We start from the raw sequence: 21,090 nt of genomic DNA, 5'->3' as shown, positions 1-21,090 counted from the left end.
ACTCCTGGGAATCAGAGGCCGAGCAGGCGGGCCGCGTTCTCTTTGAGGATCTTCGGGCGGACCTCGTCGCGGATCTCCAGCTTGCCGAAGTCGGCCAGCCACCGCTCCGGCGTGATCATCGGGAAGTCGGAGCCGAACAGCACCTTGTCCTTCAGCAGCGTGTTGGCGTACTGCACCAGCAGCGGCGGGAAGTACTTGGGCGACCAGCCGGACAGGTCGATGTGCACCTTCGGCTTGTGCAGGGCGACCGCCAGCGCCTCGTCCTGCCAGGGGAAGGACGGGTGGGCCAGGATGATCTGCAGGTCGGGGAAGTCGGCCGCCACGTCGTCCACGTGCATCGGGTTGGAGTACTTCAGGCGCAGCCCGCCGCCGCCCGGGGTGCCCGCGCCCGCGCCGGTCTGGCCGGTGTGGAACAGCGCCGTCAGGCCGTGCTCGGCGATCACCTCGTACAGCGGGTACGCCATGCGGTCGTTCGGGTAGAACGCCTGCGACGTGGGGTGGAACTTGAAGCCGCGCACGCCGTACCGCTCGATCAGGCGGCGGGCGGCCCTGGCGCCGGCCGCGCCCCGGTGGGGGTCGATGCTGGCGAACGGGATCAGCACGTCGGCATGGAGGGCCGCCTGCTCGGCGATCTCCTCGTTGGACGGCTTCTGCTCGCGCCCGCTGACGTGCATGGTGTCCACGGTGAAGACCACCGCGGCCATGCGCCGCTGCCGGTAGTAGTCGGCCATCATCGGGATCGTGAACCGGGTGACCTGGCCCGCCTTGAAGTAGTCGGCCATGGCGGCGAAGCCGTCGCCGTCGCCGCCCGGCTCGTCCAGGACCGACGCGTGCACGTGGGTGTGCACGTCGATCGCCTCCAGCGCGGCCACGTCCATGGGCACGCCCACAGCCTCGCCGCTCATCCGGCCGCTCCGTCCGGGACGCGGGCGGTGGCGGTGCCGCTGAGCACCTCGGCGCCGACCGCGTTGACCGCCGACAGGGTCAGCTCGGCGTGCCGCGCGCCGTCCACCTCGGCCAGGCCGGTCACCTTGGCGGTCACCGTGATGGTGTCGCCCGGCCAGACCGGGGCCTTGAACCTGGCCCGGTAGCGGAGGATGTTCTCGTGCCCGAACCAGTCGGTCAGCACCCGCCCGGCCAGGCCCATGGTGATCATGCCGTGCGCCATCACCGTGGGGTTGCCGGCGATCTTCGTCGCGTACGGCTCGTCGGTGTGCAGGGGGTTGTAGTCGCCGGAGGCGCCGGCGTACATGACGATCTGGGTGCGCTTCAGGTCGGTGACCATGACCCGGGTGATCTCGGTTCCCACCTGGGTCATGACGCCGCCTCCACCCGCACCGACACGGTCGTCGAGCGGGCGACCAGCTTCCCGTCCTCGTCGTAGAACTCGATGTGCCGTTCGGCGAAGTGCAGCACACCCCGGCTGCCCGCCTTCTCCCACGTACGGCCGTCGCTGCGCCGCGCGGACAGCGTCTCCCCCACCCGGATGGGCCGGAAGTACTCGAACTCCTGCTCCGCGTGGAGCCCGCCCGAGCCCTGCCCGGCCGCGCCCGGTTCCGCGCCGGAGCCGTGCCACGGCCGCCCCGGCTCCATGCGCAGCGGCCAGTCCGGGTCGAACTGGGCGAACGCGATGGGGAAGGTGGGCGGCACGGCGTCCGTGTCCTCGCCCAGCGCCCGGGCGAACGCCAGCACGTGGCCTCGCTCGATCGGGAACGGTGTCACGCTGTCTCCTCTGTCGGGGTGTGGTCGGTGACCAACTGCCGGGCGAGCGCGCGGTTGGCCTTGCCCGCCGGCGTACGGGGGACCACGTCCACCCGGATGATCCGGCGCGGGCTCTTGTACGCGGCCAGCCGATCCCGTACGTGCTGGATCAGCTCGTCGTCCGGCACCTCGTCCAGCGCGCCCTCCGGGGAGACCACGGCGGTCACGATCTGGCCCCAGCGCGGGTCGGGGATGCCGACCACGATCGCGTCGTCCACGGCCGGGTGCGTGATCAGCGCCTGCTCGACCTCCTCGGGGAAGACCTTCTCCCCGCCGGTGTTGACGACGCCGTCGCCGCGCCCCAGCAGGATGAGCCGCCCGTCCGCGTCCAGCGAGGCCAGGTCGCCCGGCACGGCGTAGCGCACGCCGTCGATGGTCCGCCAGATCCTGGCCGTGCGCTCCGGGTCGTGCAGGTAGCCGACCGGCTGCGGTCCCGCGCTGGCCAGCACGCCCACCTGGCCGGTGCCCGGCTCGATGTCCTGGTCGTGCTCGTCCAGCACCCGGGCCACCGAGGCCAGCGAGAAGCGCCCGTCGGCCACGTCGGCCACGGAACGCACCTCCGCCAGGCCGAACGGCCCGCCCTCCGACGCGGAGATGTTGTCGACCAGCGTCAGCTCCCGGCCCCGGCGCAGGAGCTCCCGTTTCACCTCCGCGCTCCACAGCACCCCTGAGCTGGTCATCCGCCGCAGGCTCCGCAGGTCGTACGGGCGTTCCGCGCGCTCGGCCGCCTCCAGCGCCGCCACCAGCGGGCGGCCGAAGGCGTCGCCGACGATGACCATCTCGGTCACCGCGTGGCGTTCCACGGTCTGCCACACCTCGTCGGCGTCCAGCGAGCGGGAGGCGCAGAAGCAGAGCGTGCCCCCGCCCATCAGGGTGCGCATCGAGTTGAAGAAGCCCGTCCCGTGCATCAGGGGCGACATCGGCAGCACCACGGGGACCTGGTCGTTCTCCTGCAGCGCGCGGACGGCCTTGTCGACCTCCGCCGGAGTGCGGGGAGTGGGCAGGTCGTGCTGGCGGAAGATCGACGTGAAGATCCCGAGCAGCCCGTCACGGTCCCAGATCACTCCCTTGGGCGTGCCGGTCGTGCCGCCGGTGAGCAGGATGATCCCGTGCGGGGAGTCCTCGCCGTCCCGGGGAACCCCGGCGCCGGTCTCGGTGGCGGCCGGCTCGAAGGGCAGCGCCTCCGGTAACGACGCCTCCGCGTCGCCGCCCACCTCGAACAGGGCGACCGGCGCGGCCAGGTCGGGCAGGACGCCGCGGATCCGGTCGGCCAGGCTCACGTCGTAGACGAGCGCCGCCGCGTCCGTGTACTCCAGCACGTACCGCAGTTCCCGCTCGCGGTAGCGGTAGTTGACGTTGACCGGCTGGGCGCCGAGCTTGAACGCGGCGTAGACGGTCTCCACGTACTCGAAGGAGTTGAAGAGGGCGATGGCCACGGTCGAGCCGGGGCCTACGCCCCGCGCGGCGAGCGCCGCGGCGAGCCGCTCGGCGCGGGCCTCCAGCTCGCGGTACCCCCGCCGCAGGTCGCCCTGGATCATGGCGGGGCGGTCGCTGGCCGCCAGCGCCGCCGCGCGCAACGCGGCGGCCACGCTCATCTGTGGTTCGGTCATCAGTGGCTCCACGTTCTCAGGCAAGGTGAGCTCCTATCCGGGTGAACCCACGCAACAGGTCTCGCGAGAGGATGAGCCTCTGGACCTCATCCGTCCCCTCGTAGATCCGCATCGCGCGGACGGCGCGATACCACCCCTCCAGCGGGAGTTCCTTCGTGTAACCCATGCCACCGTGGATCTGGAGGGCCCGGTCGACAACCCGGCCTACCATCTGGCAGCAGAAGAGTTTGGCCATCGCGACGGAGTGCCGCGCGTCGGCGCCGCGGTCGACGTCCCACGCAGCGCGCAGGGCGAGCCAGCGGGCCGCCTCCAGCTCGGTCTCCGAGTCGGCGATCATCCACTGCACGGCCTGGTTCTCGCCGATCCTGCGGCCGAAGGTCTCGCGCAGGTTGGCGTAGTCGACCGCCAGCCGCAGGCAGCGTTCCGCGATGCCGACGCAGTTCGCGGAGATCACGTGCCGGCCCCTGCCGATCCAGCGCTTGGCCAGGTCGAACCCGGCGCCCACGTCGCCGAGCACCTTGGCGGCCGGCACCCTGACCTGGTCGAAGAAGAGCGTGGCCGGCTGGTGCCAGCTGCCCATGGTCCTGATCGGGGCGGACGTCCACCCGGCGTCGCGGTCCACCAGGAACGCGGTCGAGCCCTTGCGGGCGTCGTTTCCTGGGTCGGTGACCGCGATGACGATCGCGTAGTCGGCCTCGTCGCCGTTGCTGATGAAGGTCTTCTGGCCGTTGATCACCCACTCGGCGCCGTCCCGCCGGGCGGTGGTGCGGATCGCCGAGACGTCGGAGCCCGCGCCGGGTTCGGTCAGCGCGAAGCAGCCGAGCCGGCGGCCCTCGATGGTCGGTTTCAGGTATTCGTCCTGCTGGGCGGCGTCCGCGCCGTACAGGATGTTGTCGGCCTCGCCGCCGAAGCGGAAGGGCAGGCAGGTCCTGGCCAGTTCGATGTGGATGAGGGACTGGGTGAGGGCGGGCAGCGCCATGCCGCCGTACTCCTCCGGGGTGCTCATCCCCCAGAAGCCGAACGAGCGGGCCTTGTCCTGGAGGGCGCGTTCCTGGGCGCGGGGCAGCCGGGCCGCCCCGGACCGCAGGAACGCCTCCTCCAGCGGCATCAGTTCCTTGGTGACGAAAGCGCGGGCGGTGTCGCGGATGTCGCGCTGCTCGTCGGTGAGCTGGAAGTCCATCAGTTCGCTCCGGCTCCGGGCCCGCGCCCGGCCGGGCGGGGCGGCAGGCCGTGGGCGCGCACGTTGGAGATCATCGCGGCGTCCAGCATCCACGCCTTGGCCAGCGCCGGGTCGCCCGCGATCTCCGACATGCGCCGCCGGTAGCCGAGCCGCTCGGCCTCGTCCTGCTCGGCCATCTCGGTGGTGGTGCGGTGGGTGAGCTCCTGCACCGCCTCGATCGCGGCCTTGCGGCGGCGGTGCGCCCAGGCGTCCAGCACCTCCGGCCCCGCCCCGTCCAGCAGCACCTTGCCGAGCTGGACGGACAGGTCGAACGCGTCGTGGATGCCGCCGTTGAGGCCCATGCCGCCCATCGGGCTGTTGACGTGCGCGGCGTCGCCGAGCAACAGCACCCGGTCCTGCCGGAAGTTGCCGGCCACCCGCTGGTGCACGGAGTAGATCTTCCGTTCCCGCAGTGGCAGCTCCGGGTGGTCGCCGAACAGGCCGCGCAGCCGCCCGGCCACGTACGCGTCGGTGAGCACCTCGTCCGCGCGCAGCTCGGGCCGTACGGCGACGACGACCCGCCAGACGTCCGGGGTCCGCAGGATGAGCAGGTGCTCGTCGGGGTCGGCGATGTAATTGACGGCGCAGATGCCCGGCAGCAGGGTCTCAACCGGGTAGTCGATGCTCAGCACCAGGTAGCGGTGGTCGTAGGTGAGGCCGTCGAAGCTGGTGCCCAGGGCCTTCCTGACGGTGCTGCGCGCGCCGTCGGCGGCCAGCACCCAGCGGGCCTCGACCCGCTCCCCGGAGGCGGTGGTGAGCACCGCGGCGTCGGCGTGCTGGGCGACGCCCGTGATGCCCTCGCCCATCCGCACCCCGACCTCCGGGTGCCTGCCGCCCAGCATGTCGCTGATGATCTGGGTGTACTTGTACTGCTCCAGCTGGAGCCGGAACGGGTAGTCGGTCTCGTCGGCCAGCAGGCCGAAGTCGAACTCGGCGATCAGCCCGTCCCGCCGGTCCCTGATCTGGTACGTCCGCGCGATCAGCCCCTCGGCCAGCATGGCGTCGGCGATGCCGAGGTCGCAGGCGATCTCCAGGGTCGGCGGGTGGAAGGTGGAGGCCCGCCACTCGGTGCTGAGCAGCGCGTCCTCCTCGAAGACGGTGACCGCGATCCCCCGCCCGGCCAGCGCCAGCGCGGCGGTGAGCCCGACCGGCCCGGCGCCCACCACGGCGACGTCGAGCACGCCCATCACCCGGCCCATTCGACGATGTGGTCGCACATGGCGGCGGCCAGGTCGGGGCGGCCCTGGAAGTAGTGGTCCGCGCCCTTGATCTCGACCAGTTCGCGCTGGTCGTGGGTGACGGCGTCGTACATGCCGCGGGCGTGGCTGGGGAAGGCGGCGCAGTCGGCGGAGCCGTACACGACCATGACGGGGGCCTTCACGCCGGGCAGCTCCCGGTAGGCGTTGGCCCGGCTGTGGTCGTAGCTCCACTGGCTGAGCCAGGAGCGCAGGCTGGTCAGGTGGCCGAGCGAGGCGGGCTGGAAGTTGGCCACCCACGGGCTGCCCCACAGGGTGCCGGCGACCCGGTCGGAGGGGTCCAGGGCCAGGTCCAGGAAGCGCGGGTCGGCGGCGGTGCCGTGCACGACGAAGGGCAGGTCGTCGGGGCCCGCTCCCCCGGCCGCGCGGTCGCGCAGCTCCCCGATCGTCGTCAGGGCCCAGTCGGTGATGCGGCGGTTGCGGTCGAGCTGGCCGTGCCGGTAGCGGGCCACGAACTCGGGGCTGTACGCCGGCCCGTTGGCGGGGTCGAACATGTCGAGTTCCGGGTCCCGGTCGAACGGCCGGTGCTCGTCCTTGACGGCCGGGTCGAGCCCTTCGGTGTAGACCACCGCGCGGCCCGGGTGGGCCATGGCCATGACGACCCGGTCGGCGGGGATCAGGCCGGCGGCGGTCAGGTCCAGCGGATCGCCGGCGGGCGTGTGGGTGATGGTGGGCGTCTCGGCCTGCGCCTGGTACAGCGCGGCCAGGCCGCCGCCGCCGGAGTTGCCCACCAGGACGATCCGGTCGTATCCCAGTTCACGCAGGTGGCGGATTGTCGCGCCCACGTCCAGGACGCAGTTCTCCATGATCAGCGCGGAGTCGTTGCCGACGTACCGGGTGGCCAGGCCGACGGCGGCCACCCCCCGGGACGCCAGCTCCTCCAGCGCGTAGTGGCCGATGAAGTTGGAGGACGGGTGCACGATCAGCACCGCGGTGCCGGCCGGGCGCCGGTCGTCCTTCCAGAGGGTGGCCCAGATCTTCCCGCTCAGCCGGGCGACGCCCGAGTTGATGTCGAGGCGCCCGCCCGGCGTCATCGGTACGGGAAGTAGTTCGCGGGTCAGCACGGGCGGCTCCTGAAGGTCGGTACACGAACGGGACGGGGTCCGGGCGCTACTCGCGCGCGTTCCACTTCCGCAGGGTTTCCACGCCCTCGCGGGCGTCGTCCTCGGTGAGCGGGCGGGCCTGGAAGGTCAGCTCGATCCGCACGCCGTTGGGGTCGAAGATGTAGAGCGACTCCCACACCCCGTCGTGGTCGACGACGCCGACGCTCTCCACGCCCTTGGCGGTGAAGTGCGCCTGCCAGGCGTGGAGCTCCTCCATCGAGTCCACGTTGAGCGCGATGTGCCGGATCCACGACGGCACCGCGTCCGGCCCCGGGTTCGGCAGCCCCTCCACCTCGAAGAAGGCGATGGCGCTCCCGTCGCTCAGGCCGAAGAACGTGTGCAGGTACGGCGTGCGCGCACCGCTGGACGGCACCACGTCCAGCTGGATCGCGGTCAGGAACTCGCACTTCAGCACCTCGGTGTAGAAGTCGTGCGTGACCTGCGAGTTCCAGGTCGGGTAGGCGATGTGGTTGAGCGAGCGCGGGGCGCGCAGAGCGGCTGTCGCCATCATCACTCCTCGATCTTGTTCATTTATCGGACAAGTCGTCCGAAATATGTTTTTGATTGTGTGGTGGTTCGTACCGATCTGTCAACCGCGTCACAGCACCACGACGCCGCGCAGGGCGTCCCCGGCGATCAGCCGGTCGTAGCCCGCCTGGGCGTCGTCGAGCGGGTAGGCGCCGCTCACGTACTCCTCCAGCGGGAGCTTCCCGGCCAGGAACAGCTCGGCCAGCAGGGGCAGGTCGCGGGCGGCCACGCAGTCGCCCCAGATCGAGACGCGGATGGAGCCGCCGGTCAGGAAGAGGCGGCGCAGGGGCAGTTCGACGGAGTCGCCCTGCCGGGGCGCGCCCACCACCACCAGCCGGGAGCCGGGTCCGCGCAGCTCGTCGGCGGTGCCGAAGGAGCCGGGGCCGCCGACCGCGTCGAGCACCACGTCGGCGCCCCGGCCGTCGGTCAGCTCCTTCACCCGGGCCACGGTCTCCTCCCGGGAGGCGTCCACCACGTGGGTGGCGCCGAACCGCAGGGCCGCTTCGAGCTTGGCCGGGTTGACGTCCACGCCGATGATGCGCCGCGCGCCCGCGTAGGCCGCCCCGGCGACGGCCGCGACGCCCACCCCGCCGCAGCCGATCACCACCACGTCGTCGGCCGGGCCGACCGCCGCGGTGTTCACGGCGGCCCCGAACCCGCTCGGCACGCCGCACCCGAGCAGCGCCGCGACCCGCGAGGGAACCCGGGGGTCGATCGCCACGGCCTGCCGGGCCGGCACGACGACCCGCTCGGCGAGCCCGCCCACCCCCAGCACGGCGGTCGCCTCCACGCCGTCGCCCAGGGGCACCTTCGGCCGTCTCGGCAGCCGGTCGGGGCATCCCTGGGGGCGGCCCGCCGCGCACTGCCGGCACCGCCCGCACGCCACCATCGGCGCGACCACCACGCTGTCGCCGACGCGCAGGCCCGTGGCGTCCGGCCCGAGCCCCGCCACCCGCCCGGCCACCTCGTGCCCCACCAGGTACGGAAAGTCGGTGCCCGACGTGCCGTGCATGAAGTGCACGTCGCTGTGGCACAGGCCGCAGGCGGTCACCTCGATCAGCACCTCGTCGCCCGCCGGATCGCGGGCCGGGATGTCCTCGATGCGCAGGGGCCCGTGCGCGGTCCTGGCGACGGCGCCTCGGTAGTAGGCGGGCATGGCGTCTCCTGTTCATGGGTCAGAACCAGCGCGGCGCGGCGGCCGAGGCGGTGTCGATGATCACGGACTTGGTCTCGGTGTAGGCCTCGTGGCCGACGCGGCCCAGCTCCCGGCCGACGCCGGACAGGCCGACGCCGCCGATGGGCGCGTCCAGCGCCAGCGCGCCGTAGGAGTTGATCCAGAAATATCCGGACCTGACCTGCCGGGCGGTGGTCAGCGCCCGGTCCAGGTCGCGCGTCCAGCAGCCCCCGACCAGGCCGAACGGCGAGTCGTTGGCCAGCGCGACCGCCTGTTCCGCGCCGCCGAACCGCTGGACCGTCAGGACCGGGCCGAACACCTCCTGGTAGACGATGTCGGGCGGGCTCCCCGGGATCTCCAGCACGGTGGGGGCGTAGAACGCGCCGTCCGGGTGCAGCCCCGGCGGGCGGTCGCCGCCGGTCAGCACCTTGGCGCCCTGGCCGACGGCCTCCTCGACCATCACGTGCACGCGTTCGGCCTCGGCGGCCGAGATGAGCGTGCCGAGCTGGCTGCCGGGGTCGAACGGCGGGCCCACCCTGATCGAGCGGGCCAGCTCCACCACCCGGGCGGTGAACTCCTCCGCGATCGGCTCCTCGACCAGCAGCCGGGAGCCGGAGAAGCAGCGCTGCCCGGCGTTGCGGAAGATGCCGCCGACCGTGGCGTGCAGGGCGGCGTCCAGGTCGGCGTCGGCGTACACGATGTTGGCGGACTTGCCGCCCAGTTCGAGCAGGACCCGTTTCATGCCGTCGGCGGCCGAGCGCATGACCTGGCGGCCGACGGCGGTGCTGCCGGTGAAGGAGACCATGGTGACCGCGGGATGCCCGGCCAGCCGCCGGCCGGTGTCGCCGGTGCCCTGGAGCACCTGGAGCAGCCCTGCCGGTAAGCCCGCCTCGGTGAGCAGCCCGGCGAACACGGGGGCGGCCAGCGGGCTCAGCTCGGGCGCCTTGAGCAGGACGGCGTTGCCGGCGGCCAGCGCGGGCCCGGCCTTCTGCGCGGCGAACACGAGTGTGGTGTTGAACGGGATGATGGCGGCGACCACGCCGACCGGCTCCCGGAAGACCATCCGGAGCGTGCCGCCGTCCATGGGCAGCGTGCTCCCCTCCAGGGTGGCTGCCCAGCCGGCCGCGGCGCGCAGGTGGGCCGCGGCCACCGCCACCTCGCCGTGGGCCTCGGCCAGGGTCTTGCCGTTGTCCAGGGTGACCAGGTGCGCCAGCCGTACGGACTGGGCCTCGACGAGGTCGGCGGCGGCGCGCAGGACGCGGGCCCGCTGGTGCGGCGAGGTGGCGGCCCAGGCCGGCTGGGCGGCGGCGGCCTCGCGCACCGCCAGGTCCACCAGTTCGGGGGTGGCCTCCTGGACGACGGCCAGCGGGGAGCCGTCGCCGGGATGGCCGGTGGTGAACTCGCGTCCGCCGCCGTGGCGGAGCGTGCCCGAGACGAAACTGTGGGCCGCCGGGAGGGCGGCGGTGGCGATGTGCGCGGCGAGGTTTGTGCTCAACGACTGCTCTCCTCAGGCGGATTCTGTGCCAGGGCCCAAGAGCGTCCGCTGCCTGTTCCGCTACGAAAGGAGCGCAGCGTGCTTTGCCTCGGCTCCCCGCCAACGTTACCATCGGACTCTTACATATAGGACTTATCGTCCGATAAATGAAACTGATCAGGGAGCCTCCGTGGAGTACGCGAACCTCGGCCGCAGCGGTCTGACGATCAGCCGGCTGGTCCTCGGCACCGACAACTTCGGCACCCAGACCACCGAGGAGGAGGCCTTCGCGATCATGGATCGGGCCCACGAGCTGGGCATCAACGTGATCGACACGTCCAACGTGTACGGCTGGCGGTTCGGCGAGGGCCTGACCGAGCAGATCATCGGCCGCTGGCTGGCCACCGGCGGCGGCCGCAGGGACAAGACCGTGCTCGCCACCAAGCTGTACGGCCGGATGGCCGAGTGGCCCAACAACTCCGGCCTGTCCGCGCTGCACATCCGGCGCGCCTGCGAGGACTCGCTCCGCCGGCTCGGCACCGACCACATCGACCTCTACCAGCCGCACCACATCGACCGGAGCGTGCCCTGGGAGGAGATCTGGGAGGCGATGGAGATCCTTAAGGCCCAGGGCAAGATCGTCTACGTGGGCTCCTCCAACCATCCCGCCTGGCACATCGCCGGCGGCCAGGAGATCGCGGCCCGGCGCGGCCACCTCGGCCTGGTCAGCGAGCAGACCGTCTACAACCTGCTGGAACGCACCGCCGAACTGGAGGTGCTGCCCGCCTGCCGGCACTACGGCGTGGGCATGATGCCGTGGTCCCCGCTGGACGCCGGCCTGCTCGGCGGCATCCTGCGCAAGGAACGCGAGAACCGGCTGGGCGCGCCACTGCCCGGAGCCGGCATGGCGCCCCACCGGAGCCGCCGCATGGTCAAGCTGGACCGGCACCGCGCCGAGATCCAGGCGTACGAGGACCTGTGCGCGGAGCTGGGCGAGGACCCCGCGGACGTGGCCATGGCCTGGCTGCTGGGACGGCCGGGCGTGACCGCGCCCATCATCGGCCCCCGCACGACGGCGCAGCTCGACGCCGCCGTGCGGGCCTTCAAGGTGACGCTGGACGACGCGACGCTGGCCAGGCTCGACGAGATCTTCCCCGGGCCCGGCCCGGCGCCGGAGGCCTACGCCTGGTGACTCACCGGAAGGTCTGGCGCAGGGCGAGCAGCCGCCTCACGCCGACCTTCTCCAGGAACTCCTGATGGTCGGCGACGGAGTGCACGTACGTCTCCAGATACTCCTTGGTGCGGTCCTGGGCGGCCAGGTCGCGGTACTCCACCAGGCGGTCCCGGTCGTAGCCGTAGTGGCCCGGGGAGGAGAGCGGGTACGCGCCGAAGGGGGCGTGCGCGACCTGGTCCACGATCGCTCCGGGGATGGAGACCAGGCGGGGGTCGGGCGCGGGGGCGTACTCGTCCAGGATCTCGTCCGAGCTGATGATGACGTGGTCGCAGGCCTTGGCCATGACGTCCTCGAAGCGGCGCTGGCCGAAGATCTGCGCGTTGCCCTTCCGGTCGGTGACCTGGGCGTGGAACAGGCCGTAGTCCGCGCGCAGCGCGGGCACCGTGGTGACCGTACGGCCGGTGTAGGGGTCGGTCACGGTACGGATGTCCGGGTTGACCTTGGGCAGGTCGGTGCCCTCGTACAGCGGGGGCAGGGGCAGGAAGGGCAGGCGGCTGGCGCCGGCGCGGAAGCCGTACACGATGTAGGCCTCGTCGCCTTCGACGATCTCGATGGTCTGGTTCTCGGCGGCCCTGCGGTAGTTGGGGGCCAGGCCGAGGAACTCCAGGCCGACGTAGGACACGTGCAGCCGCCGTACGCAGCCGGCCGCGATGAGCATGTCCACCGGCGCGCCCGCGCTCGGGGTCGGGATCAGCTCCAGGTCCCGCACGCCGCGCCGGATCAGCGCGTTGACCAGGGCCATCGGGCTGTTGTGCGAGTGCACCCCGCCGAGCGCGAGCACGGCGCCGTCGGGGATGCCGGCGACCGCCTCCTCCGGGGTCGTCACCTTGTTCGCGGTCATCGCGCCTCCTCGGTCGCCTCGCCGAGCAGCGCGCCGGTCAGGCGCTTCAGCTCGGATCGTCTGATCTTTCCGCCCTCGTCCACCGGCAGGTCGGCGACGAACTCCACGTCGCGGGGGCGTTTGTAGCCGGCCAGCCGGTCGGCGCAGTAGGCGAGCACCTGCTCCTCGGTCAGGTCGCCGCCCGGCACGCGCTGCACCAGCGCCCGGACCGACTCGCCGAACCGTTCGTGCGGCACGCCGACCACCGCCGCCCTGGCGACGCCGGGGCAGGCCTGGAGCACCGCCTCCACCTCGCCGGCGTACACGTTCTGGGCGCCGGACCTGATCACGCCCTGGGCCCGGTCGGCCAGGTAGATGTAGCCGCGCTCGTCCCGCCAGGCGATGTCGCCCAGGCGCAGCCAGCCGTCCTTGAGCACCTGGCCGGTCAGCTCGGGCTGGCTCCAGTAGCCGGAGAAGACGCTGGCCGCCCTGATCCGCATCTCCCCCGTCTCCCGGACGGGCACCTCGCGGTCGTCCTGGTCGAAGATCTTGACGTCGGCGTACGCGGCCGGGCGGCCGACCGGGACGATGGAGGTGGCCCCGGCGTCCAGGAAGTTGCGGTGGTCGTCGGGGGTGAGCAGCGCCGTGAAGCCGCCCGCCTCGGTGGCGCCGAAGGCGTGGTAGAAGTCCAGGCCGAGCGCCTCGGTGAGGGATCGGATGAGGCTCCAGGAGATGGACGCGCCGCCGTACCCGATCATCTTGAGGCTCCGGGCGGCGGGCAGGTCCAGGCCGGGGAGCGCCCGGACCAGGTCCACCAGCATGGTCGGGACCAGGAAGGCGTGCTCGACGCCGTACGTGGCGATGTCCTGGACGAACGCCGCGGGGTCGAAGCGCCGCCGCAGCAGCAGCGGGACGCCCAGGTAGGCGGTGGTGGTCACGTAGGACGCGCCGACGCCCAGGGTGAGCGGCACCGAGAGCCAGGTCGGGCCGCCGCGCGGCACGTCGATCTCGGCCAGGTAGTTGGCGGTGTGGGCGAGCTGCTGGTCGTGGGTGGCCATGCAGCCCTTCGGCGAGCCGGTGGTGCCGCTGGTGTAGCGCAGCGAGCGCAGGTCGCCGCCACTGCCGGTCTCCGGGGTGGGCGTGGGATCGCCGGAGGCGATCAGCTGGTCCAGCGTCGGGTGACCGCCGCCCTCGGGGCCGTCCAGGCCGACGGTGAACACCTCGCGTACGGCGGGCAGCGCGGCGGCCGCCTCGACGGCGGCGGGGGTGTCGCAGATGACCGCGGACGCGCCCGAGTGGGCCAGGATGCGGGTGATCTCCGGCGCGGTCATCTTGGGGTTGATGCCGACCACGACCAGGTTGATCTTCCACAGGCCGTAGCAGGCGGTCACGATGGGATGGCTGTTGCCCAGCACGAGCGCCACCCGCTCCTGGGGGCGGTACCCCAGCGCGGTCAGCGCGTTGGCCAGGCGGTCGCTCTCGTGGTCGAGTTCGGCCCAGGTCAGCCGCCGCTCGTCGCAGATGACGGCGAGCCGGTCGCCGCGCCTGACCGCGTTCTGCCGCAGCAGGGTCTCGATTCGCATGAGGATTTCCGTTCTCGTCGGCTCGCGTCAGCGGAGCGCCTGTTCCACCAGCTCGGCGACCAGGTCGGGGTGCTCGATGTGCGCGTTGTGCGCGGTGTCGGGCAGGACGGTGACGGGGCGGCCGAGGGTGTCGGCCAGGTCTCCGTACCGGATGCCGGGGTCGCGGTCGCCGCAGGCCAGCCGTACGGGGCAGATGGCGCGGGCGGCCAGGGCGGCCAGTTCCGCGGCGGTGGCCGGGGGCGCGGCGGTGATCCGGGGGTCGCCGGAGAGCCGGTATCCGCCCTCGGTGACGGCGATCCCGCTGTCCAGGTCGTCCTCGGTGAAGCCCGCGCCCATCCCGGAGATGCGCCCGAACAGCTCGCGGGCCTGCTCCGGGGCGGGGAGGACGCGGATCGGCCGGGTCGCGGCCGCGGCGCGGCGGGTCAGCTCCGTCTCGGTCCAGCTCACCTTCATGGCCAGGACCAGGACGGACGCCGGGACGACCCCCCGGGTGCCGTCCGCGAGGGCGAGCGCGACCATCGCGCCGAGGGAGTGGCCGACGAGATGCACCGGACGTCCGTCGGCGTGCTCGCGGATGGCGGCGGCCACCGCGTCGGCGTAGCCGTCCGGGGAGTAGTCCAGCTGCCAGCGGGAGCGGCCGTGACCGGGCAGGTCGGCGAGGAGCCAGCCGGCGTCGGGACGCCGCCGGGCGAGCGCGCGGGTGACCGGTTTCCAGACCGCGCCCGAGGCGGCGGAACCGTGCAGGAACACCACCGCCGGGCCCTGGCCGCCGCCGCACTCCAGGTGCACGCCCGATCCGGCCTGCGCCGGGCGGGGAGAACGCGCCACTGTCATGATCCCTCCGAATCGGGCGAGTCGAGGAAGTCCAGCACCGCGGCGGTGAACGCGTCGGGGCGCTCGATCTGCGGGTAGTGTCCGCTGCCGGCGACGGTGACCGTGCGCGCGCCGGGGATCTGCGCGGCCAGCTCCCGCCAGGTGCCGTCGGGCACCAGCCGGTCGTGCTCCCCCCGGATCAGGCAGGTGGGTACGGCGATGCCGCCGTAGTCCCGGGCGGGCGGGCGCACGTGCGTGCGGTTGTCGCCGCGCCGGATCGGGGAGCGCAGGTTCGCCGCGGCGGCGGTCTCCCACGCGCCGGGGATGGCGGCGAAGCCGTACCGGCGGCGCAGGTAGTCCTCGCTGTCGCGCCGGCTCGGGTCGTGGAAGAGCACCTCCATGGACGGGCGCAGCCCTTCCAGGGTGCCGTCGAAGTCCTCCAGCGCCTTGCGGGCCTCGGCGGCGGGGGCGGCCAGGCCGATCCCGGCCACGACCATGCGCCGGATCGGCCAGACCGGCGCGGGGCCGTTGGCCACGTCGAGCAGCATGCGGCCACTGAGCGAGGTGCCGACGAAGGACGCGGAGTCGATGCCGAGGGTGCGCAGCACGCCGGTGACCTGGCGGAGCATCAGGCGCCGCTGGCCGCCGAAGTCGCGGAGCTTGGCGCTGTGGCCGTAGCCGACGAAGTCCAGGGCGAGCACCCGGTGGCGCGCGGCCAGGGCCGGGAGGCAGTGTTCCCAGGTGATCTCGGCGGCGGCGCCGTACTCGCCGCCGTGGAGCAGGATGAGCGGGGGGCCGTCTCCTGCCTCCAAATAGTGGGTGGTGCAGCCGTCCACCACGACGCGGCGGCTCCGCACGCCGTTCATGCGGTGGCTCATGCGGTGGCGGGGTAGCGGCGCAGCACGCCGTCGGTGTCGACCTCGGTGCGCAGCAGGCGCAGCTCCTCGTCGGTCGGCGGCTCGACGGTCGTCACGTCGTCGGCGATGAGCAGCTCGAATCCGGTGGCCGCCTTGATCTGCTCGATGCTGCTCCACGGGTGCACCTTGATGAGGCGCATCCGGCGGCTCTCCGGCTCGAAGTCGAACACCCCCAGCGGGGTGAACACCCGGCGGGGCCCGTCGGACTCGGGGCGGAAGACCTTGCCGCGGGAGTCGCCGCCGTCCAGCCAGCCCGCGCCGCTGACGAAGTCCACCTTGTCGACGAAGATCCTCGGCGAGTGGTGCTCGGTGTAGATGTAGCTGGTCTTGAAGCCGCCCAGGAAGATGAGCCCGATCGTGCCAGGTCCGCGCACTTTGGGCTTCTCCCACGGGCCGATCACTGCCATGTTGAGATTGCCGTGTTTGTCGATCTGCATGCCGCCCAGGAACGCGAAGTCGAACTTGATCGCGGTCTCGAAGTCCACCACGTCGTCGAGGCTGAACTGGTACTCGCTGGTCACCAGGTTGCGGTAGTCGGCGGAGGACTCGGTGAGCCGCCGCATCTTCGGGTTCATCGCGCCGCTGCCGCCACAGAAGAAGGACAGGTTCGGCGCGTGGGTGAGCTGCGCGAGCCGCAGCCCGGCGACGGGGATGTGCGAGGCGGCGCCCACGGAACCGAAGTCGCCGTCGGCCATCTCGTGCGCGATGGAGATCGCCATCATCTCGGCCCAGGTGTAAGTCGTGTCCGGCACGTGACCCCCACAGAAGCTTGCCATGATGAAATTTCGCATTTATCGTACATCAAGTCCGCAATGTGTTACACACCCTGCAAAGTGTCGGGTGCCGCTGTCAAGAGGAACGAGATGACCCGACCCACCGCGATCGAGCGCGCCCTGCACGGGCTCGTCGATCTGCACTGCCACTCCGGGCCCAACCCCCTCCCGCGCCGGTTCGACCACGTGGCCGCCGCCCGGGACGGCGAGCGGCTGGGCATGCGGGCGCTGCTGGCCAAGTCCCACCACCACAACACGGTGATGGACCTGCTGGCCATGCGGGACCAGCTGGCCCCGCTCAGCACCCGGGTGTACGGCGGCATCGCCCTCAACAACCAGGTCGGCGGCATCAACCCGTACGCGGTGGAGATGTGCCTGCGGATGGGCGGCCGCTGCGTCTGGTTCCCCACCATCTCCTCCAGCGCGCACATCGACCACCACAACTCGGGCGGCGGCTTCCCCAAGCCGACCATCCCGCTCTCGGTGCGGCAGGTGGACGTGCGCGATTCCAGTGGAGCGCTGATCCCCGAGGTCGGCCGGGTGCTGGACGTGGTCGCCGAGGCGGGGGCGCTGCTCTCCGCCGGGCACATGGCCCCCGCCGACATCCTGGAGGTCTTCGCCGCCGCGCGGGACCGGGGCATCCGCCGGCTCATCGTGAGCCACCCGAACTTCGTGATCGGCTCGGATCCGGCGCAGTGCCGCGAGTTCCTGGCGCTCGGCGCGTACATCGAGCACGAGACCAGCATGTACGACCCCGAGGTGAAGAACGCGAGGTGGACGCCCGAGCAGCTGCTCGACTGGATCGAGCAGGTCGGGCCCGAGCGCACGGTGCTCGCCTCCGACCTCGGCCAGGAGGGGCGGCCGATGCCCGTGGACTCCTTCCTCCGGGTCGGCTCCGCGCTGCTGGACCTCGGGCTGCCGGAGAAGGACCTGCGGCGGATCGTACGGACCAATCCCTCCTATCTCCTCGGTCTCGACGACTGACGAAAGGACCCGGCATGTACAGTGCGACCGACCCGCGCTCGGCGCTCAACACGGGAAGCCCGGCCGGCGACCCGAACGCGCCGATCGCCGAGCTGGCCACCTTCGAGTTCCTGACCCTGCCGCCCCAGGAGACCACCGCGAACGGCGGCAGCACCTGGTACGCGCGCGGCCAGAACCTGGCGATCGTCTACAGCCGCCTGGCCGACGGCGACGTGCTCGGCCGCGCCGCCGCCGAGCAGCGCGAGGAGTACGTCGTGATCGTGCCCGACGACACGACCACCATCGAGGTCACGGATGCCGTGGAGACAGTCACGTTGTCCGGCAGCGGCCTGGTCGTCGTGCCTCCGGGCGACAGCACGATCACCGCGCGCGGCGAGGGGCAGCTGTTCCGGCTGTTCGACGCCCGCGCCACGGACGTGCTGGCGCGCTGCGTCAACGCCGCGTCGTACGCCGAGCCGCACCCCCGGGTGGCGCTGCTGGAGCCGTGGCCGGACCCGCCCGCCGGGCACCGGCTGCGCGTGTACCGCAACGCCGACCACCCCCGGGAGCCGGGCCGGTTCGGCCGGATCTTCCGTACCAGCTCGTTCATGGTCAACTTCGGCGACCCCGCCGACGGGCCGCGCGACCCCGACCGGCTCTCCCCGCACCACCACGACGACTTCGAGCAGTGCTCGCTGACCGTGGACGGCGACTACATCCACCACGTGCGCACGCCGTGGACGTCCCGGCTGTCCCAGTGGCGCGACGACGACCACGCGCGGGTCGGGAGCCCGTCGGCCGCGATCATCCCGCCGCCGGCCGTGCACACCAGTCAGGCCATGGGACCGGGACGGCACCTGCTCATCGACGTGTTCAGCCCGCCGCGCGCGGACTTCTCGGCCAAGGCCGGGTGGGTGCTGAACGCCGCCGAGTACCCGGCGCCCGGGGAGCCCGCGTGACGTTCTTCATGACCTCCCCCCGGGTGGGCACCTGGATCAAGCTGGCCACCGTCGAGAGCGTCGAGATCATGGCGTACGCGGGGTTCGACTTCGTGGTCATCGACCTGGAGCACTCGCCGCTGGACCTGGGCCTGACCGCCCAGATGATCGCCATGGCCGCCGCGTCCGGGGTGGATCCCCTGGTCCGGGTGCCCGACCACCAGCCGTCCACCATCCAGCGGGTGCTGGACGCGGGGGCCAAGGGCATCCTCGCGCCCCATGTGGACTCGGCCGAGGAGGCCAGGCGGGTGGTCTCGGCCGTGCGTTTCCCGCCGTTCGGGAGCCGGGGCGCCGGGAGCACCAGCCGGGCCGGGCGGTGGGGGCTCACGCCCCGGGCCGAATACCTGCGCACCGGCAACGAGGACGCGATCTGCGTCCTGCAGCTGGAGAGCCCGGCCGCGGTGGCGGCGGCGGACGAGATCCTCGCCGTGCCCGGCGTGGACGCGGTCTTCCTGGGCGCGGGCGACCTGTCGGTCGCGCTCGGCGTGGAGACGAACGACCCCGACCTGCTGGCCCTGCTCGGGCGGGCCAGGGCGGCGGCCGCGCGGGCGGGCAAACCCTGCGGCGCGGCCTGCGTGGACGGGCCCTCCGCCGCGCGCGCGGTCGCCCTCGGCCACCAGTTCGTGATCATGGGCAACGACGCCACCATGCTGGCCCGTACGGCCCGGACGATGGTCTACGCCTTCCGCGAGGAGAAACGGTGACCCCGATCACCGGAACCTGGCGCCTGGACGACTACTACCTGGAGAGCGACGGAACCGAGGGCCCCGACGGCGGCAACGGCGCCCGCCCCCTCGGCGACGTCCCGCTCGGCCGCCTCCTGTACGGCCCCGACGGCTACATGGCCGTCCAGTACATGCCGGGCGACCGGCCGCCGCTGGACTCCCCCAACTGGCGCTGGGCGACCGACGCGGAACGCCTCGGCGCGGTCCGCGGCTACGGCGCCTACAGCGGCCGGTACGAATGGCACGGCGACCTGGTCCTGCACCACATCGAAGCCTGCCTCTACCCCAACTGGATCGGCGTCACCCTGGTCCGCAAGGCCGTCCTCACGGAATCCTGGCTGGTCCTGCGCGCGGAACGCCGTCTGGGCGATCCCCCCACACCCGTCCTCGTCTGGGAACGTCTCCGGTGAAACCCCCCATGCTGATCGACGCCCACGCCCACCTGACCGTCAACGACCCCGCCTACCCCGTCTCCCCGCCGTTCCGCGAGGTCCGCGACCCGATGACCGCGGAACGACTGCTGGCCGCGCTGGACGAGCACGGCCTCGCCGCCGCGGTCGCGGTGCAGCGGGCGCACGTGTTCGGCTACGACAACAGCTACGTCGTGGACTCGGCCGCCCGCCATCCGGACCGGCTGGCCGCCATGTGCGTCGTCGACGCCCAGGCCCCCGACGCCGAGGCGACGGTACGCCGCTGGGCCGGACGCGGCGCGGTCGCGATGCGCCTCACCGCTCCCGGCGGCAACCAGCACGGCGGCCCCGGCGGCGCCGACTGGTTCGCGTCCCCTTCTTCCCGTCGCATCTGGCGCCTGGCCGCCGACCTCGGCCTGTCGATGTGCCTGCACCTCTACCGCTGGAACCGCGACGAGTGCCTCCGCGCCCTGCCCGGCGTCGTACGCGCCTTCCCCGGCACGCCCGTCGTCCTCGACCACGTCGCCAGCGTGGAAGCCGACCGCCCGGAACCCTACCCGGGAGCCTCCGAACTGCTCCCCCTGACCGACCTGGCCGACGTCTACATCAAGGTCACCACCCTCAACTACGCCCGCATGCCGGCCGCCGGCGTGAACCCGGCCGACGTGGTCACCTGGCTGGTCTCCCGCTTCGGAGCCGCACGAGTCCTCTGGGGCTCAGACGTCACCCAAACCCCGGTCAGCTACCCCGACATGATCAGAATCGCCCACGAATCGGTGTCCACCCTCACCCCCCAGGACGCCGCCCTCGTCCTCGGCGGCACCGCCGCCCGCCTGTACGGCCTGGCCCCCGCATGACGACCCCCTTGGTCGACACCCACGTCCACCTCTTCGACCGCACCCTCCCCCTGTCCCCCGGCGCCTGGACCCACCCGGACCACGACCTCACCACCGAGACATTCCTCCCGATGATGACCGCCCACGGCGTAGGCCACGCGGTCATCTCGGCCATGAGCCTCCTGGCCGACCAAAACACCTACACCCTCACGGCCCTCCGCTCCGACCCCCGCCTACGCGCCACCATCGACCTCGAACCGCCCCCCGACCTGACCGGCCGCTCAAAGCCGCGTCTTGGCGACGCCATCCACGGCACTGACCCCATCGAATGCTCAAACCCGCGGCTGGACCCCGACCTGACCGCGCTCCGAGCCGCTGGCGTCGTCGGCCTACGGTTCCAGTGGCGCCGGCGCACCGACCTCCCCGACCTGACCGGCCCCGGCTATCGCTCGCTGCTGCGCCAGGTCGCCGAACTGGGCTGGCACGTCGAATTGAACATCGAGTCGGCGCGCCTCCCGCCGGTCCTGGACGCGCTCCTGGCCTCCCGCGTGAACGTGGTCGTCGACCATTTCGGCGACCCTCACCCCGAGACCGGCTACGCCAACCCCGGCGGCACCGCGCTCCTGCGCGCCCTGGCCACCGGCCGCGTCTGGACAAAGCTGTCAGCCGGCTACCGGTTCCGCGTCTCCTCCGCCTCTCTGGCCGGGTACGCGGAAACACTCCTGGACGCCGCAGGCCCGGAGCATCTGTTCTGGGGCAGCGACGCTCCTTTCATCGGCGCGCGACAGCCGGTCACCTACCGGGACGCCGTGGACTCCTTCACGACCACCGTCCCAGACCCGCAGATCCGCGACCGCATCACGCGCGCGTCGTTCGCGTTCTACTTCGATCAG

Annotated in this window: 22 protein-coding genes; 7 read left to right on the top strand and 15 right to left on the bottom strand. The window is 72.3% G+C overall.

What is annotated here, in order from left to right:
* Window positions 1–11 precede the first annotated feature (11 nt).
* The 10 genes from Aph01nite_RS04235 to Aph01nite_RS04190 all read right to left on the bottom strand — a co-directional run bounded on the left by Aph01nite_RS04235 (window position 12) and on the right by Aph01nite_RS04190 (window position 10,146).
* Window positions 12–905: an amidohydrolase family protein gene (locus Aph01nite_RS04235; RefSeq protein WP_275418469.1), complete on the bottom strand. Its 894-nt coding sequence runs from the start codon at window positions 903–905 to the stop codon at window positions 12–14.
* Entirely contained in the window at window positions 902–1,318 is a 417-nt protein-coding gene (locus Aph01nite_RS04230) for a MaoC/PaaZ C-terminal domain-containing protein (RefSeq protein ID WP_204039392.1), read from the bottom strand. The genes Aph01nite_RS04235 and Aph01nite_RS04230 overlap by 4 nt, the downstream gene beginning before the upstream one ends.
* Window positions 1,315–1,722: an FAS1-like dehydratase domain-containing protein gene (locus Aph01nite_RS04225; protein ID WP_204039391.1), complete on the bottom strand. Its 408-nt coding sequence runs from the start codon at window positions 1,720–1,722 to the stop codon at window positions 1,315–1,317. The genes Aph01nite_RS04230 and Aph01nite_RS04225 overlap by 4 nt, the downstream gene beginning before the upstream one ends.
* Window positions 1,719–3,371 (bottom strand): AMP-binding protein, encoded by a 1,653-nt coding sequence (locus tag Aph01nite_RS04220; RefSeq protein ID WP_204039390.1) that lies wholly within the window; start codon window positions 3,369–3,371, stop codon window positions 1,719–1,721. Before Aph01nite_RS04220 ends, Aph01nite_RS04225 begins: the two co-directional genes overlap by 4 nt.
* A 16-nt stretch (window positions 3,372–3,387) precedes the next feature.
* The gene (locus Aph01nite_RS04215) at window positions 3,388–4,554 is read right to left on the bottom strand and encodes an acyl-CoA dehydrogenase family protein (protein WP_204039535.1); all 1,167 of its coding nucleotides are present in this window, start codon (window positions 4,552–4,554) and stop codon (window positions 3,388–3,390) included.
* Window positions 4,551–5,789 carry an FAD-dependent oxidoreductase gene (locus Aph01nite_RS04210; RefSeq protein ID WP_204039389.1) on the bottom strand — a complete coding sequence of 413 codons (1,239 nt, stop codon included), beginning with the start codon at window positions 5,787–5,789 and terminating at the stop codon, window positions 4,551–4,553. Before Aph01nite_RS04210 ends, Aph01nite_RS04215 begins: the two co-directional genes overlap by 4 nt.
* A complete protein-coding gene (locus Aph01nite_RS04205) occupies window positions 5,777–6,910 on the bottom strand; it encodes an alpha/beta hydrolase (RefSeq protein WP_204039388.1) in 1,134 nt (377 codons plus the stop codon). The genes Aph01nite_RS04210 and Aph01nite_RS04205 overlap by 13 nt, the downstream gene beginning before the upstream one ends.
* Before the next feature lie 46 nt (window positions 6,911–6,956).
* Window positions 6,957–7,457 carry a VOC family protein gene (locus tag Aph01nite_RS04200; RefSeq protein WP_204039387.1) on the bottom strand — a complete coding sequence of 167 codons (501 nt, stop codon included), beginning with the start codon at window positions 7,455–7,457 and terminating at the stop codon, window positions 6,957–6,959.
* Between the two features lie 90 nt (window positions 7,458–7,547).
* Window positions 7,548–8,633, bottom strand: a complete 1,086-nt coding sequence (locus Aph01nite_RS04195; protein ID WP_204039386.1) for a zinc-binding dehydrogenase — start codon at window positions 8,631–8,633, stop codon at window positions 7,548–7,550.
* Window positions 8,634–8,652: 19 nt separating this feature from the next.
* Window positions 8,653–10,146, bottom strand: a complete 1,494-nt coding sequence (locus Aph01nite_RS04190; protein WP_204039385.1) for an aldehyde dehydrogenase family protein — start codon at window positions 10,144–10,146, stop codon at window positions 8,653–8,655.
* A gap of 169 nt (window positions 10,147–10,315) precedes the next feature.
* Here Aph01nite_RS04190 and Aph01nite_RS04185 point away from each other — a divergent pair, with 169 nt between their 5' ends.
* Window positions 10,316–11,317: an aldo/keto reductase gene (locus Aph01nite_RS04185; RefSeq protein WP_204039384.1), complete on the top strand. Its 1,002-nt coding sequence runs from the start codon at window positions 10,316–10,318 to the stop codon at window positions 11,315–11,317.
* Window position 11,318: 1 nt separating this feature from the next.
* Here the strand turns inward: Aph01nite_RS04185 and Aph01nite_RS04180 are convergent, their stop codons facing one another.
* Genes Aph01nite_RS04180 through Aph01nite_RS04160 form a run of 5 tightly spaced genes read right to left on the bottom strand, consistent with a single transcriptional unit; the run spans window position 11,319 to window position 16,244 of the window.
* A complete protein-coding gene (locus Aph01nite_RS04180) occupies window positions 11,319–12,200 on the bottom strand; it encodes a CoA transferase subunit A (protein ID WP_204039383.1) in 882 nt (293 codons plus the stop codon).
* Window positions 12,197–13,762 carry a class I adenylate-forming enzyme family protein gene (locus Aph01nite_RS04175; RefSeq protein ID WP_204039382.1) on the bottom strand — a complete coding sequence of 522 codons (1,566 nt, stop codon included), beginning with the start codon at window positions 13,760–13,762 and terminating at the stop codon, window positions 12,197–12,199. Before Aph01nite_RS04175 ends, Aph01nite_RS04180 begins: the two co-directional genes overlap by 4 nt.
* Before the next feature lie 27 nt (window positions 13,763–13,789).
* Window positions 13,790–14,596 (bottom strand): alpha/beta fold hydrolase, encoded by an 807-nt coding sequence (locus Aph01nite_RS04170; protein WP_204039381.1) that lies wholly within the window; start codon window positions 14,594–14,596, stop codon window positions 13,790–13,792.
* On the bottom strand, window positions 14,593–15,453 hold the full coding sequence (locus Aph01nite_RS04165) for an alpha/beta fold hydrolase (RefSeq protein ID WP_204039380.1): 861 nt from the start codon (window positions 15,451–15,453) through the stop codon (window positions 14,593–14,595). Before Aph01nite_RS04165 ends, Aph01nite_RS04170 begins: the two co-directional genes overlap by 4 nt.
* Window positions 15,450–16,244 (bottom strand): CoA-transferase subunit beta, encoded by a 795-nt coding sequence (locus tag Aph01nite_RS04160; protein ID WP_204039379.1) that lies wholly within the window; start codon window positions 16,242–16,244, stop codon window positions 15,450–15,452. The genes Aph01nite_RS04165 and Aph01nite_RS04160 overlap by 4 nt, the downstream gene beginning before the upstream one ends.
* A 111-nt stretch (window positions 16,245–16,355) precedes the next feature.
* Between Aph01nite_RS04160 and Aph01nite_RS04155 the strand changes: the two genes are divergently transcribed.
* The 6 genes from Aph01nite_RS04155 to Aph01nite_RS04130 all read left to right on the top strand — a co-directional run.
* Window positions 16,356–17,249, top strand: a complete 894-nt coding sequence (locus tag Aph01nite_RS04155; protein WP_204039378.1) for a DUF6282 family protein — start codon at window positions 16,356–16,358, stop codon at window positions 17,247–17,249.
* A 14-nt stretch (window positions 17,250–17,263) separates the two neighbouring features.
* On the top strand, window positions 17,264–18,187 hold the full coding sequence (locus Aph01nite_RS04150; RefSeq protein WP_204039377.1) for a cupin domain-containing protein: 924 nt from the start codon (window positions 17,264–17,266) through the stop codon (window positions 18,185–18,187).
* The gene (locus tag Aph01nite_RS04145) at window positions 18,184–18,930 is read left to right on the top strand and encodes an HpcH/HpaI aldolase family protein (protein ID WP_204039376.1); all 747 of its coding nucleotides are present in this window, start codon (window positions 18,184–18,186) and stop codon (window positions 18,928–18,930) included. The genes Aph01nite_RS04150 and Aph01nite_RS04145 overlap by 4 nt, the downstream gene beginning before the upstream one ends.
* Window positions 18,927–19,361, top strand: coding sequence for a lipocalin-like domain-containing protein (locus Aph01nite_RS04140; protein WP_204039375.1), 435 nt, complete (start codon window positions 18,927–18,929; stop codon window positions 19,359–19,361). The genes Aph01nite_RS04145 and Aph01nite_RS04140 overlap by 4 nt, the downstream gene beginning before the upstream one ends.
* Complete coding sequence (locus Aph01nite_RS04135; RefSeq protein WP_204039374.1) at window positions 19,358–20,218, top strand: amidohydrolase family protein; 861 nt, start codon at window positions 19,358–19,360, stop codon at window positions 20,216–20,218. The genes Aph01nite_RS04140 and Aph01nite_RS04135 overlap by 4 nt, the downstream gene beginning before the upstream one ends.
* Window positions 20,215–21,090, top strand: an 876-nt coding sequence (locus Aph01nite_RS04130) for an amidohydrolase family protein (RefSeq protein ID WP_204039373.1), incomplete at its 3' end; no start/stop codon positions are given. The genes Aph01nite_RS04135 and Aph01nite_RS04130, both read left to right, overlap by 4 nt.

The sequence above is a fragment of the Acrocarpospora phusangensis genome, from assembly GCF_016862995.1.
In the GTDB taxonomy this organism is placed as follows: Bacteria; Actinomycetota; Actinomycetes; order Streptosporangiales; family Streptosporangiaceae; genus Acrocarpospora; species Acrocarpospora phusangensis.
Note: the sequence above shows the minus strand (reverse complement) of the source record. Positions and strands in the feature narration are given on the sequence as shown.